The organism is Mycoplasma sp. (ex Biomphalaria glabrata) (assembly GCF_001484045.1).
Classification (GTDB): Bacteria; Bacillota_I; Bacilli_A; order Mycoplasmatales.
In genome coordinates, this window is record NZ_CP013128.1 from 326,654 (window position 1) to 342,229 (window position 15,576).

The 15,576-nt window shown below is 28.1% G+C and carries 11 protein-coding genes; all 11 read right to left on the minus strand.

The window, feature by feature from the left end:
• Window position 1 precedes the first annotated feature (1 nt).
• From argS to ASO20_RS01485, 11 genes are read right to left on the minus strand one after another with little or no spacing between them, the layout of a single operon-like run.
• Complete coding sequence (gene argS / locus ASO20_RS01435) at window positions 2-1,669, minus strand: arginine--tRNA ligase (protein ID WP_198140211.1); 1,668 nt, start codon at window positions 1,667-1,669, stop codon at window positions 2-4.
• Complete coding sequence (locus tag ASO20_RS01440; RefSeq protein ID WP_085056191.1) at window positions 1,662-2,876, minus strand: HD domain-containing protein; 1,215 nt, start codon at window positions 2,874-2,876, stop codon at window positions 1,662-1,664. Before ASO20_RS01440 ends, argS begins: the two co-directional genes overlap by 8 nt.
• On the minus strand, window positions 2,866-4,305 hold the full coding sequence (gene gltX, locus ASO20_RS01445) for a glutamate--tRNA ligase (protein ID WP_085056192.1): 1,440 nt from the start codon (window positions 4,303-4,305) through the stop codon (window positions 2,866-2,868). Before gltX ends, ASO20_RS01440 begins: the two co-directional genes overlap by 11 nt.
• A 10-nt stretch (window positions 4,306-4,315) precedes the next feature.
• Window positions 4,316-7,489, minus strand: coding sequence for a carbamoyl-phosphate synthase large subunit (gene carB, locus ASO20_RS01450; RefSeq protein ID WP_085056194.1), 3,174 nt, complete (start codon window positions 7,487-7,489; stop codon window positions 4,316-4,318).
• Entirely contained in the window at window positions 7,489-8,586 is a 1,098-nt protein-coding gene (gene carA, locus ASO20_RS01455) for a glutamine-hydrolyzing carbamoyl-phosphate synthase small subunit (protein WP_085056196.1), read from the minus strand. Before carA ends, carB begins: the two co-directional genes overlap by 1 nt.
• 31 nt (window positions 8,587-8,617) lie before the next feature.
• Window positions 8,618-10,753, minus strand: a complete 2,136-nt coding sequence (locus ASO20_RS01460) for an aspartate carbamoyltransferase catalytic subunit (protein ID WP_085056197.1) — start codon at window positions 10,751-10,753, stop codon at window positions 8,618-8,620.
• Window position 10,754: 1 nt separating this feature from the next.
• On the minus strand, window positions 10,755-11,378 hold the full coding sequence (gene pyrE / locus ASO20_RS01465; protein WP_085056200.1) for an orotate phosphoribosyltransferase: 624 nt from the start codon (window positions 11,376-11,378) through the stop codon (window positions 10,755-10,757).
• On the minus strand, window positions 11,365-12,282 hold the full coding sequence (locus ASO20_RS01470) for a dihydroorotate dehydrogenase (protein ID WP_085056201.1): 918 nt from the start codon (window positions 12,280-12,282) through the stop codon (window positions 11,365-11,367). The genes pyrE and ASO20_RS01470 overlap by 14 nt, the downstream gene beginning before the upstream one ends.
• 1 nt (window position 12,283) lies before the next feature.
• Window positions 12,284-13,030 carry an iron-sulfur cluster-binding protein gene (locus ASO20_RS01475; protein WP_085056203.1) on the minus strand — a complete coding sequence of 249 codons (747 nt, stop codon included), beginning with the start codon at window positions 13,028-13,030 and terminating at the stop codon, window positions 12,284-12,286.
• Window positions 13,023-13,709, minus strand: a complete 687-nt coding sequence (pyrF, locus tag ASO20_RS01480; protein WP_085056205.1) for an orotidine-5'-phosphate decarboxylase — start codon at window positions 13,707-13,709, stop codon at window positions 13,023-13,025. The genes ASO20_RS01475 and pyrF overlap by 8 nt, the downstream gene beginning before the upstream one ends.
• Window positions 13,710-13,720: 11 nt before the next feature.
• The gene (locus tag ASO20_RS01485) at window positions 13,721-15,535 is read right to left on the minus strand and encodes an alanine:cation symporter family protein (RefSeq protein WP_157061699.1); all 1,815 of its coding nucleotides are present in this window, start codon (window positions 15,533-15,535) and stop codon (window positions 13,721-13,723) included.
• Window positions 15,536-15,576 lie beyond the last annotated feature (41 nt).

Sequence of the window (15,576 nt, forward strand, 5' to 3'; positions counted from 1 at the left end):
CCTACATTTCAATTTGTTTATTTAAACATAAAATTATAAAAATTTCATCTAATAACTTTTTAATTATATAAATAAAATTCAATTTTTTATTAGTCTTAATTAAATTATTTTCGTCAATAATTTTTGTATCTGAATAATATGAATGAAACATTTTTGAAAAATTACTCAAGTAATGAAATAGATAATGGGGGTCATTATCCTTTATACATTTGTCCAAAACTTGATTAAAATTAGACATTTCCAAAATAATTTCTTTTTCTTTTTGTAATTCTATTAAATATTCATTAGTGAAACTAAAGGAATTTATTTTTTTTAATAATTTCAAACAACGAACATATGCATAACAAAAATAATAATATGGATTTTCGTTACCTTTAGAAAAGGCAATATTCATATTAAAATCTATTTTAGATGTTAATGGTTGTGATATAATCATGCATTTTGTAACATCAGCGTTAACTTCACTAACTAAATCTCTAAAATACACGCTTGTTCCTTTTCTTTTTGACATTTTGTATTCAGAATCATCTTTAATTAATCTAACCAATTGCATTTCGCAAATTTCTAATTTGGCTGAATTATAACCCAGCATTTCTATACTAGCCTTTAATCTAGGAATGTAACCGTGATGATCTGCTCCAAAGATATTAATATATTTGTCAAAATTTTGACTAAATTTTCAATCATGTAGTGTTATGTCATTCACAAGATATGTGTATTCACCATTTGATTTTTTTAATACGCGATCTTTGTCATCACCGAAAATAGTAGTTTTTAAAATCAATGCATTATCATTTTCATAAGTAAATTTATTTTTGGATAGTTTTTGCAAAATTAATTTTGAATTTTTTTCTAATGATTTTTCCGAAATTCAATTTAAGTCATCAATAAAAAGACCAATACTTAATAAATCTTTTTTTATTTCCCTTAAAAAGAATCCATAACTAAAATCTAAAATTTGTTGGTGTATAGTTGCGGATAATCTATTTTTGTTTGCAAAATCGATATCCAATAAAGATTCATTGTACTTTTCAAAAAGTTTTTTTGCGCACTCACTAATTTCCTCACCTTTGTAATAATCTTTCATCGTTTCTTCATCAAGTGTTAGGTGATTATTACATTGTTCAATGGCATATTTTATATAAACGCTATTTACAAGATTATTCATTTGAGCGCCTGCATCATTAATGTAATAACATTTAGTAACGGAATAGCCTTTTGTTTCATAAAGTTTAGATAATATTAGCGAAATAACAGAGTTTCGCGCATGACCTATATGTAAATATCCTGTGGGATTTGCTGATACAACTTCAATCATCAATTTCTGATAATTTTCAATTTTGTTTATTTTGATGTTTTGATTTTTATCTAATATTGATTGCAAAAGTTCATTATAAAAACTATTTGTTAAAAAAAAATTTATAAAACCTGGTCCAGCAATTTCAATTTTTTCGAAACAATCACTTTTTTTTAGTTTTTCGACAATAATATTTGCAATTTCAATTGGCTTCTTATTGTTATCTTTGGCAATTAGTAAAGCTATATTTGATGATCAATCGCCCTGTGATGAAATTTTAGGAATGTCTAATTTAATTTTTGAAGGGATTGACTTTAAATTTGATTTTTCGCAAGCTTCTAAAATTAAAAATTCAATTTTATTTTTAGCCATATAACGCCTCATTATAGTAAAACATCATCTCAACTTTATCAGTTTCTGATTTTAATTGACCTAAAATTTTACTTTCCTCGTCAATTCTTTTAATGTCTTTCGTATTTGTCATAATCAAAATATTCTCTTTTTCAGAACAATAGTTTTTATAAAAGTTGATTTCGGGAATACCTTTTGTAATAAAATACTTATAATTATCGCCAAATTTTTCCTTTAATAATTTTGATTTTTCCGCATAAATTTTATGGTTAAATTTTTCAGCCACAAAGAAATTGTGTCTCTTGAAAGTAGAAACTAAAATTTTTAATACCTCATCATTTTCCTCTTCTAAATTATTTATGTAAGTAAAAAAAACAAAGTCATCTAATTTTAAATAGTTATTAAGTTCAATATCTTTTCCATTTAATAGCGGTTCTATTAAATGATAATCATTTTTCAATTTGAAACCTAAAGACACTATATCCTTTAGTCTTGTAATTATTTGCACAAAATGTTGTTCTGTGCGAAGAGATTTTGGATGAAAATATATTTGTTTATAAGCAAAGTATCTTGCAAGAAGATAGTTTTCAATTGATGGTATTCCTTTTTCGGTAATAAATAAGTCTGATTTTTCGTATTTCAAACATCGCAAAATCCACTCTAAATTCAATTCACCATAACCTGTATTAGTATAATAACTATCACGTAACAAGTAATCCAGTCGGTCAACATCAAGTTCAGAAGAAATTAACTTACAAAAAGCTTTATTTTCATACTCTTTATTAATTAATTTAATAATATCGTTTAAAAAGTCTGCCCCAAAATTTTTAACAATAACGTGATGAATTTCGGTGTCTTTTGAAAGAATTATTTTTTTAGTTCAATCTTCATGGTGTTGGTTAGAAATTAATTCAAAATTATGAGAAAGTGGTCCATGACCTATATCATGTAGTAGAGCCGTGCACATTAAAAGATTTTTTTCATAATCTGTTCAATCGTTGCCTATATACTCAGTCACAAGTTTTCGCATAATTTCGTAAGCGCCCAAAGAATGCGCAAAACGAGTGTGAGTAGCTGATGGATACAAAAAACTACCTAAACCTAGTTGTGTAATGCGACGTAATCTTTGAAATTCTATTGTATCTATAATATCTCGGATTTTTTTGTCAAAAATAATAATATTTTTGTGAATTGTACATCGGATAATATCACAATTATTAATTAACATTACTTAAACCCTTCAAATTATTAACGACTCTTTCTTTTCCCAATACAAAAATCGTTTTAGCTAGTTCTGGTCCGTGTTCCCTATTAGTTAATAATAATCTCACTGACATAAATAACGGTTTTCCTTTTAAATCTAAATTAGTTGAACATTCCTTGATCAAGGAAGAAATATTTATTTCATTTCAATCCATTTTTGATAAATTATTCTCTAAATAATCTTTAATTTCATTTCACTTTGGATTAACATCATTCAATAAATTTAAAATTTTATTTTTATCTACGATATTTTTTTCATCTTTATAAATTCACTCAGTCAATTTTTTCAAATCATTAAAGCAAGAAATTTCTCTTTTATACAATAATGCAATCGTAGGAGTTAATTCAATATCAGGCAAATATTTTAAAGACTCTGTGACATATTCAGCATCAGACATTTTTTTAATATACTCAGTATTAATTCAATTTAATTTTTGAACATCAAACTTTGAAGGTGATTTACTCAACCTTTTTTCGTTAAATTCATTAATAATTCTTGTACTTGTCATTATTTCTTGAGTATGTTCAGGAGATCATCCAAGTAGTGCTAAGAAATTAAAAATTGCAGATGGTAAATATCCGCTGTTTTTATATTGTTCAATAAATTGCATCAATGATTCATCGCGTTTTGAAAGTTTTTTACCTTCACTATTTGTTATTAATGTTAGATGACCAAATATTGGTGGTTGTCATTTCTTAATTTGGTAAATAGCCAATTGTTTGGGAGTATTGGCAATATGTTCTTCTCCGCGGAAAACATGAGTGATTTCCATTAAATGGTCATCAATGACTACAGCAAAATTATATGTTGGAATTCCATTACTTTTTATAATTACATAATCATCAATATCATTTGAATTAATCGAAATTCTACCTCTAACCACATCATTTCATACAAATTCCAAATCTTTTTGAATGTTTAGGCGAATTGTTGGTTTTATTCCGATTTTTTTTCTTTCTTTAATTTCCTCTGTAGATAATTTTAAACAAGCTTTATCATATCTAAATGAGAAGATGCCTTTTTTCTCAGCAATTTCTCTTTTCTTATCTAATTCTTCTTCAGTACAAAAACAATAATAAGCATGACCTTGTTCTATCAATTCTTCAGCGTATTTTAAATAAAGATCAAATCTCTCTGATTGAATGTAAGGACCATGAGATTGATTTTTTGTTCTAATAGATTCATCTGCAATTATTCCTAATCATTCCAAATTATCCAGCTGAGAGTCTATACCTGTTGCAACATTTCTTTTAACATCTGTATCTTCAATACGAATTAAAAAATCACCATCATAATGTTTAGCAAATAAATAATTAATTAATGCTGAGCGAGCTCCTCCGATGTGAAGTTGCCCTGTTGGACTTGGTGCATAACGAACTCTGATTTTTTTCATACGAATATTATTATAAAGGTTTTATTAAATATTTCATATCAACACAAAGTCTAGCAATAAATGATGCTAAATCAATATTTGAAATTAAAGGAACTCCATTAGCTATGGCAAATTGGCGCATTTCCTGTAAATTTTTTCTAGATTTGCTATTTGATGAAGGGGTATTAATAATAAAACTTAATTTTTCCTTACTAATTAAGTCAATAATGTTGTTATCTTTTCCTAATTTCTGCACTACAGTTGTTTTAATGCCATTATTTTTAAGATACGTATGTGTCCCAGGTGTTGCATATATTTTGTATTGCAATGAATCTCATAATTTAGCAGATTCTAGAATTTTTTCGTGATAAGAACTATGACAAGAAATTATTATTGAATGATGTTTTAATAAATCCTGTCCGGCACTTAATAGTGCTTTGTATAAAGCCTTACTAAAATCAATATCTATTCCGATAGATTCACCTGTTGATTTCATTTCTGGTCCTAGCAGTAAATCTGAAATTTTTCATAATTTGGCAAAACTAAATACCGGTCCTTTTATGTAAAAAACACTATGATCCTCGGGAGCTATATTTTTAATCATATTTTTAATTTTTTGTCCCGCCATTACTTTAGCTGCCATTTCAATAACATTAATTTTTCTAGCTTTACTTATAAAGGGAATTGTACGACTACTTCTTAAGTTAATTTCTAATAAATAAACTTTTCCGCCATCAACAATTAATTGAGCATTCATTAATCCAATGACATTTAATTCCTGACTTATCTTTTTCATATAATTTACAATTGTCGACTTATCTTTTTCTGAAATAGAAATAGTTGGATAAGTTGTTGTCGAATCCCCACTATGAACTCCCGCTCTTTCAATGTGTTCCATAATTCCAGGAATAAAGATATCCTTACCGTCAGATACAACGTCAACCTCTACTTCAATACCATTAATATATTTATCAATTAGGATTGTTAAATTTTTATTCGTTTTAGAAGGTTTAATATTATTTAGATATTCTAGATCTTCATCACTACGAAGAATTTCCATTGACTGCCCGCCTATAACGTAACTAGGTCTTGCCATGACTGGGTAACCAATTTTTTTAACAATTTTTTTAGCATCTTCAACACTTTTCGCATGTCCGTGCTCTGGCGACAAAATGTTCAATTTATCCAATACTTTAGCAAATTCTTCACGGTCTTCTGATTTGTCAATATTTTCTAATGATGTACCTAAAATTAAAACATCCTCATTTATTAAATATTTCGTTAAATTTAATGCGGTTTGACCACCAAATTGTAACACAACAGAGTTTGGTTTTTCTAATTGAATAATGTTCATCACATCTTCATAAGTAATAGGTTCAAAATATAATTTATCAGCGATAGTATAATCTGTCGACACTGTTTCAGGGTTATTATTAACGATAATAACCTCGTATCCTAACTTTTTAAAAGCTCATATGCTATGTACTGTTGAATAATCAAATTCAACTCCTTGACCTATTCTAATTGGTCCAGATCCGATAATTAAGATTTTTTTGTTTTTGGAAACTACTGATTCGTTTTCTAATCCATAAGTTGAATATAAATATGGTGTAGTTGCTTTAAATTCAGAAGCGCAAGTATCAATAATCTTGTAAACTGGTAAAATTTTGTTATTTTTTCTTAAATGAAAAATTTCCTTTTCCGTTGTTTCCCAAGAACATGCAATAAAATGGTCTGATATACCGTATTTTTTTGCCTCTTTTAATATTTCTAAATTATTCTTATTTCCTTCAACTAACTCTGTTAAATCCACAATTTTACGGAATTTATTTAAGAAATATTTTGTAATTTTAGTGTTTTGATAAATTTCCTCAACCGTTACACCTTTTTTTAAGGCAGCAAAAATTTGATAAATTCTATATCCATTAGGAATATTTATTTGTTTTAACAATTCTTCTTTTGATAATTGGAGAATTTTTGAATCTCATATAAAATCTTGTTCTATTTCCAGTCCGCGAATTGCCTTTAAAAAAGATTCTTCAAAGTTACGACCAATTGCCATTACTTCACCAGTTGCTTGCATTTGAGTTGAAATAATATTTTTTTCATTTCTAAATTTATCAAATGGGAATCTAGCTAACTTGGTAACAATGTAATCGATTGCTGGTTCTAATGATGCTTTAACGTTTTTATTTTTATCGTTATAAACTATTTCGTGGAGATTTTTTCCAATTGCAATTTTTGCTGAAATTTTAGCAATTGGATATCCTGTTGCTTTAGAAGCCAATGCACTACTTCTAGAAACACGTGGATTAATTTCAATAACATAAAATTTTTCACTATATGGGTCTAAAGCTATTTGAACGTTACAACCACCTTCAATTTTTAAATGTTTAACTATTTTTAAAGATGCATCTCTTAAAATTTGATATTGCTTATTAGTTAAAGTCAATGATGGAGCAACAACCATTGAATCACCTGTATGGATACCAACTGGATCAATATTTTCCATGTTACATACAATGATTGCGGTGTCATTTGAATCACGCATTACTTCGTATTCAATTTCTTTATAACCATAAATCGATTTCTCTACTAGACATTCACCAATTGGTGATAATCTTAATCCTCCACTCAAAATCTCATGTAGTTCTTCTTTTGTATTTGCAATTCCTCCGCCGGCTCCGCCCATTGTGTATGACGGCCTAATAACAACAGGTAAACCGATTTCTTCAATGAATTCCTCAGCTTCTTCTATACTCTTTACAACAGAAGATGGAGCTACGCTTATATTAATATCTTCCATTGTTTTTTTAAAAATTAAACGATCTTCTGCTGCTACGATTGCATCGATACTAGTTCCTAAAATTTTAACGTTATATTTTTCAAGAATTTTTTCTTTATGCAATTTAAATGTCAAATTTAAAGCAACTTGACCACCTAAAGTTGGCAAAATAGCATCTGGTCTTTCGCGTGAAATAATTCATTTAACGAAATCAACTTCTAATGGTTCCATGTAAACTTTAGAGGCAATTGTTGAATCTGTCATAATTGTGGCAGGATTGGGATTAACAAGAATCACTTCATAACCTTCTTCTTTTAAACTTAAACAAGCCTGTGTTCCACTATAATCGAATTCTGCGGCCTGTCCAATAATAATTGGTCCAGACCCAATAACAAGAATTTTTTTAATATTTTTTGTCATTATTTCATCTCCTTTATAAAGTTGATAAAATCATCAAAAATTACTCCGGCGTCATTTGGTCCTGGCGCTGATTCTGGATGAAATTGTGTACAATAAATTTTTTTAGTTTCTGAATATAATCCTTCAACTGAATCATCATTAACTGATGAATATAAAATTTTAATATCTTTTGGAAGCGTAGTTTCGTCAACTGCATAATTGTGATTTTGACTAGTTATAATTACTTTATTTGTTAAATTATTAATCACAGGATGATTAGAACTATGATGCCCATATTTCAATCGATAAGTTTTAGCGCCCAAACTCAAACCGATTAATTGATGCCCTAAACAAATTCCAATAACCGGTTTTTTCCCTAAAATGCTTTCAATTTTATTTACTCACTCTTTTAATTCTGCAGGATCTCCCGGTCCATTACTTAAAAAAACCCCATCAAATTCTGGATTCATTAACTCTTTTGCTGTGACATTTGGCGAAAAAATAGTAGTTTCCACGTTATGCTTGTGAAATTCTTGAACAATATTTTTCTTTGCCCCGAAATCTACAAAAGCAATTTTCAACAAAGTGTGTTTTGGTTTTTCCTCTTTTCAAGTTCTATTTGTTACTTTTGAAACGTGCGATGATGGATTAAATTTTTTAACTTCTTCTAAAATAGCATGAGTGTCAGCATCTATTTCGCAGATGCATCCTCTCATGCTACCTTTTTCACGAATAATTCTTGTCAAAGCTCTCGTATCAATACCTTCAATTCCAACAACATTATTATCTTCTAAAAATTTATCTAAGCATAAAATAGAATCAAAATTAGAATAATTCTTTTCTACTTCCTGAACAACAAATCCGGCTACCTGGATTTTTTCGGATTCCATGTCCTTTTTCGTTATTCCATAAATACCTAAAACAGGGAACGTCATTACTAATATTTCTTGGTTATAACTAGGATCAGTTAATGCTTCTTCGTATCCCACTAGTGATGTATTAAAAATAAAATCACCAAAAGTTATACCTTTTTTTCCAAAAAAGAAACCTTTCATTTCAGTTCCATTTTCCAATATAATTTTTGCATCATGTTTTCTCATTTGAAAACTCCTTGCCATGATTACTCTATTAAATATATCATTTTCGATGCTAATTTTTTATAAATTTTATTTGTTCATTGATAATCATTATTTCAGGAATACCAAAAAATGTTTTTTGCAAGAATGGAGTATTCTTTGATTTTGATTGAATAGTTCCTTCTGAAATTATTTGTGAATCGCTTAAATTTATTATTAATAAATCTGCTACTTCATTTAATTTTATTTTCCTTTCTTGATTAAAAAATAATTTTGAAGGTTTATTTGTTATATGCTCAATTAGACATTCCAACGAAATAATGTTTTTTAAAACCAACTCAGTGTAAATGGCTGAAAATAACCATTGAACACCGATTATCCCGTATGCAGAATTGCAAGGTTCTTTATCTTTATCAATATTAGTGTGAGGAGCATGATCTGTTACAATTGCATGAATATGTCCTTTTTTTAGAGATTCAATAATTTTTAGTCTTCAAGATTCTAAACCTAATGGTGGATTCATTTTAAAATTTGGATTTCATTCATTGATTTGACTTGCTGATAGTAATAGATGATGAGGCGTAACCTCCATCGTAACATTCATTCCCTTTTTACGATATTTGTTCACAATTTCAATCGTTTTACTTGTCGAGATATGCTGAATGTGTATATTAGCATTAATTTTTTCGTTTAATTTTAAATCTCTTTTTACTAATTTAGTTTCATATTCTTCCGTAAAAAATGGCAAATTGTTTTTAAGTGAATAAGGTGTTTGGTATGACCAAGCAGAATTTTGATTGCTCATCGATTCTTCATGTAATAACAATAGTACCCCATGTTTTTTTGCTTCACAAAGTGCTTGTTCCATTATTTCTTCATGATTGATAGGTTTACCGTCATCTGTAAAGAAATTAGTAAATTTTTTAAGTTTGCTAAAATCAACTAACTCTGTTCCTTTAAGTTCTTTTGTAATGTTGGCACACTGATGAATAATTACATCATTATTTCGCAGTGCCGAGTCCACAATTTTAAAATTTTCAACACTATCAGGAAAAGGTAATACATTACCCATAGCAATTACTTCTCTCACTCCACCGTGCAAACATGAATTTATAAAAGTTTCCAATGTTTCTTTATACTCCAAACCAGGGTTTCTAGTATGAACATGTCCGTCCACAAATGTTCTTGTGATTAATTTTTCTTCACAATTTATTATTTCTGGATTATCTTGAGGGATAATAATGTCTTCAATTTTTTGTATTTTCCCATTTATTATCAAAATATCCTTTTTCACAAGTTTTTCCTGATAATAAATAAGACCATTTTGTAAAAGTATTAATTTATTTTTTTTATTTGCATACTCTAAAATTGCAATTCTTGCAAAAACCCCATTTTCAACTTGATTTAGTATTCTACTTTGTTTTGAATACAAAATATCAGATTCAATTTCAACATCTCGATTAACAGGACCTGGATGAAGATAAATAGCATTTTCTTTCAAAAATTTTAATGAATTTTTATTCAAACCATATTTTTTGTTATATTCGTCAGTAGAATATTTTTCATCATGTCTCTCGTGTTGAACTCTCAAAAAAACGATGACATCAAAATTTTTCATTTGTTCTAAATTATCAATTTTTTCGTATAAATTTGATGTAAATTCTTCAGGACCAAATGTAGAAACACTCATTTTTAATTTTTTCATGACTTCATAGTTAGATTTAAAAACACGGGAATGCTTAATATCTCCTATAAAAAGAATTTTTAGAGATTCTAAATAACCAAAGTGTTCATATATAGTAACTACGTCTAATAATGATTGAGAAGGATGATTTCCGGTACCATCTCCAGCATTAATTAAAGAAATATCGTTAATTTTCAATAAACTGTTATATCACTCATTTTCTTGGCTGCGAATAATGAAATTGTTATACCCAATTTCCTTTAAATTTAACACAGTATCTTCGAGTGTTTCATTCTTTTGAAATGAAGAATTAGCAATCTGTAAATCAACCGAATACATACCTGTTTTATGCTCAGCCATTTTAAAAGATAAATGAGTTCGTGTAGATGGTTCTAAAAATATATTACAAGCTGTACTATTTTTCAAATTTGGAATTAAATCTTGATATTGTTTTAATTCTAATGAACGATTTATTAATCCTTGAATTTCCTTTAATGTTAAATCCTGTAATTTAAGAAAGTTCATATTAACCTTTTAAGTGAGTTAAGAAGTTGTAAACTTCTTCTACTTGGCTCTTACTAAAGTTTTTATTAGCTTTTAGCGACTCTACCAATATATCTGAATCCACTAATGAATAAGATTGTATATTTAATTCTTTAAAACAATTTCTTGATTTTAATAAGTTATATGTGAAAATTGATACAGCACCTATAACATTGTAGTTGTGCATGTTCATTTCTTCAACAACAATCTTAACACTCTTCCCTGTTGAAATTAAATCTTCTACAATAACTATTTTGTCATCATTTTCAATTTTTCCTTCAATCATATTCTTTTTACCGTGTTCTTTTTGACTTGTTCTTGAATATGCAAATGGTAACTCTAAAATGTCTGCAACTAATGCTCCATGGCCTATTCCAGCCGTCGCTACACCTACTATTTTTGTAACCTCAGGAAATTTTTCTTTAATTAAATTTGCCAATGAATTTTCAATAATATTTCTTTCTTTTGGGTAATTAAATATTAATCTATTATCTATATAAATTGGTGATAAAATACCACTAGTTCATCAGTATTTATTTTCTGTATTGATAGAAATTGCTCCAATATTTATAAGAATGTTAATTATTTCTGATTTATTTTTTATCATGTGCTGCTCCTATTGCTTCACTAATACTTTTAAAATTATACTTCACTAATACTTTTTCTAAATTAGAAATTATTTTTTTCATGCATAAAGGATCAATAAAATTGCATGTCCCGATTTGAACTAAACTAGCACCGGCCATTAAGTATTCTAAAACATCATATTCATTTTGGATTCCTCCAACACCAATTATTGGAATTTTGACATTTTCATAAACCTCATAAACATATCTTAATGCAATTGGTTTTATTCCGGGTCCACTATATCCGCCAAATTTATTAGCCAAAAATGGTTTTCTATTTGCTAAATCTATTCTCATTCCCTTAATTGTATTAATCAACGTTATACCGTTTGCTCCGTGTTTTTCAGCAATTTTAGCGAGTTCAACAACATCGAAACCTTCAGGGGAAATTTTAACAATTATTGGTTTTAGAGTTGCATTTCTACATAATTTAATTAGTTCAGAAAATATTTCTTCATTCGCCATATAACTTATTCCAGTTTCTACATTTGGACAACTTGCATTAATTTCATAGGCATCGATAAAATCGTACTTTTCTAATTTTTTAATAACTTCGGAAAATTCACTAATTTTTTTACCTGTAACATTAATAATAATGTTAGTGTTAATTGTTCTTAAAAAAGGTAAATCTTTATTAATAAAAAAATCAACTCCTGGATTTGCCAAACCAATAGCATTTAGCATTCCGAGTTCTGTATCACAAACTCTTGGATGAGCATTGCCTTTTCTTGGGTCAATAGTCACAGACTTAGTCATAACAGCTCCAAGCTCACTAATATCGTAAATTTTGTCAACTTCTTTGCCGCTATTAAACGTCCCGCTAGCAGGCATAATCGGGTTTTTGAATTCTATTCCGAAAACGTTACTACTTAATTTTTTATTCATACTAATAAATTACTTCTCCTATCTCAAAATTCAAATCTTCACAAACTTTTCTTTCGCCACTTTTTGTAGAAATATTGCAACCATTACAAATTCCAAAACCACACGCCATGTTGTTTTCAAACATCAACGTCCCTTGTTTTTCATACTTTAATAATAATTTATCAACCAATTCTGTAACTTTTTTCCCACCACAAAAATATACGTAATCAAAATTATTTATATTTTTTTCAAGAAACTCTAAAATATTGCCGATAAATGTTGCTTTTGGAGTTGTTTCATCGCATAAAATTTCAACATTTTTAGTAATTTCTTTAAAATCTTGAACAAATGCAATTTCATTTGGTTTTTTATAACCCAAAGCAACAGTTACATTATTATGTTCTTTTAATGATTTTGTTAATTCATAAATGGATGCTATTCCGACACCGGCACCAATAATAAAAACGCGCTTATCTTTAACCAAATTTGATGGTTTTCCAAGAGGTAATAAAACTTCTAATTCAGAATTTTTTTGAAATTTACTTACTATTTCCGATCCTCTACCAAAAATTTTAATCAATATTACAAATTTTGTTGGAGAAATTACTTGATAAAAAGCAAAAGGAATACCTAAAAAATGTCCCTTGCAAAATACACTTAAAAACTGTCCCGGGAAAGATTTAAATGGTTCGTTGGTTTGGATTTCAATTTTATAAAACCCATTTTCTTCGTTATTGCTAATTACTATTGCGGCTAATTTCTTAATCATTATTAAATTCCTTACTAATTGATAAATATTTGTAAAGTGGATTTGGATGCTGTGTAATCGGTCTTCCAACCACTATGTAATCTATATTTTGATCTCGTGCCTCAGATGGAGTCATTATTCTTTCTTGATCGTTTTGAGCATCTTCGATTTGGCGAATACCTGGACAAATTGTTTTTAAATTCGGATAATACCTTTTAATCATTTTCGATTCCTGAGGACTACAAACTATTCCGTATAACTTACTAATATCTGTATTTGTTAATTGGTGTGTTATCGAATTTTGAATATCTAATTTTGTTTGATAATAATTTATGTAATCCGCTTCTTTGATTGAAGTTAACACAGTTACAGCGATGACATTTAAATTTTGAGGATTAAATATTTTATTAGATATTAAAGAGGATAAATGAATAGTTAGTAAGTCTGGTTCGTAGTATGTTAATGCTTTAATTGCTTTATTAACAGTATTTGGTATATCATGCAACTTAAGGTCTAAAAAAATCTTATGTCCTTCATTTTTTAATTCTTGAATTAAATCAAGACCCTCGCTATATATTATTTCCATTCCTAATTTAAGAAAAACTTTTTCGTCACCCAATTTATTTAAAAAAAAATATAGTTCTTGTTTAGATGAAAAATCGCAACTAATTATCACATTTTTTCTATTATTAACCATCATTTTTAACTCCTTTATTGAGATGTTTTCTGTGTTGTAATTCTTTCGAAAGACTCGAAATCGTCACTTCCTGATTCCTTATTTGAAATATTTAATTTTCTATTATCAAAATGCATTTTAAATTCTAATTTCTTATAATACTTTATTTTCATTTTAGATTCAAAAAAACTAATTTGCATTTTACTTATTAATCTCATAAAAATGTTTTGATTTTTTAAAGAATTATTAAATTTTTTTGATAATTTTTGATAATTGATATTTTCATTCGCTGTAGCATGTTTTAAGGCTTCAATAGTAAGTTGTTTTTCATAGTCATTAAATGCCTTTTGAACCACTCGAATTAAACACACAACTGATAATAAATTAATTAAAAAACATAATGCAACTGCTGCATCAGCGAAGGTAAAAATATTTGGTGAAATTTTTTGAATCAAAGGCGATGTACCGATTGATATTAAAATAAATAATTTTAAAGTAATGCTCGCATATTTTTGATGAATATTTGATTTTTTTCTAAATAAAAAGGCAGTAGTTAATTCAGTAATTATTATTCCTCCCAAAGTTACTCCTAGGCCACATGTAAAGAATAGTAATGTAAATAATATCCCAAAGATACGATTAAATACTCTACCAATTTCTAAATTGTTAGAAAAAATATTATTAATACAATAATTAATAAAATTTTGTTGATTCTGTGTATTTGAACCATCAAAACCTAAATTACTTTGAATTCAGTTTGGACTTAATTGTAAATCTGTTTTTGCTTTCATAAATAAAATGCTAAAAAATATACCCATAATCCCACAAATTACAAAAGTATCAACAAATATCGCTAGAGCTTGTCCAAAACCCATTTTAACGGGATGATCTAATTTAGGAATTGCGGCTATTTGAGTTGTACTTCCTTGTCCTGCCTCGTGAGCAAACAAACCTCTAGAAATACCTTGCTGAATTGTGACACCGATAGCTGCAGCACAAAATGCTGAAGGATGATTTGGATTAAAAGCGGATTCGAACATATCTTCTATTGCAGATGTGAAATAACTAAAATTAGCAATAATCGTTGTAACAATAATGACTGCAGCGATAACTAAAACGATTGGTAACATTTTTGATAAAAAATCTAATGTATGTTTTATTTCTCCCTTGAAAATTATGAAGGCTACAATTAATAAATATATGATAACAATTATTCAGGGCATTAAACTTCCGATTAATGAATTATCTACATGGGCTGTTATACCATTTTGAGATGCTTCAATTTGATGGAAAAAAGTCAAATATAATTGGTTAGCGATAGTTCCTGTTGCAGAGGAAATGATGAAGAAACCTTTTGCTAAAAAAGAAGCTATAGCATAAGCTATGGCAAGAATTTTTCAATTCTTACCTAAACCTTTGATTATGTAATATGAAGTTCCTCCTCTAAATGTTTTTGGATTTGTTGGATCTTTTTCATGAAAAATTTGAGCAAGTGTACATTCTGCAAAAGATGTTGACATGGATAAAAATCCCACAATTATTATTCAAGGAATTGCACCAAATCCACCAATCATTAAAGCTATCCCAACGCCAATAACATTTCCTAATCCAAAACGAGAAGCCAGAGAAGAAATAAATACTTTAATCGGAGAAACTTTTTTTTCAAAATGATTTTCTGTGATTGAAAACGATTTGTACATTTGGCGCATTTTTGTAAATTGAAAAAACTTGAAAGTTATTGTTAACAACAATGACACACCTAAAATTATTCCGGCATAAATTCAACCGTTGGTAAATTTGGAAATTTCTATAAAAATATCTAAGGATAACTTATGAATAATCCACCCCAACGTTCTATATAATAAATTATATTATGTTTACTTCGCAAACG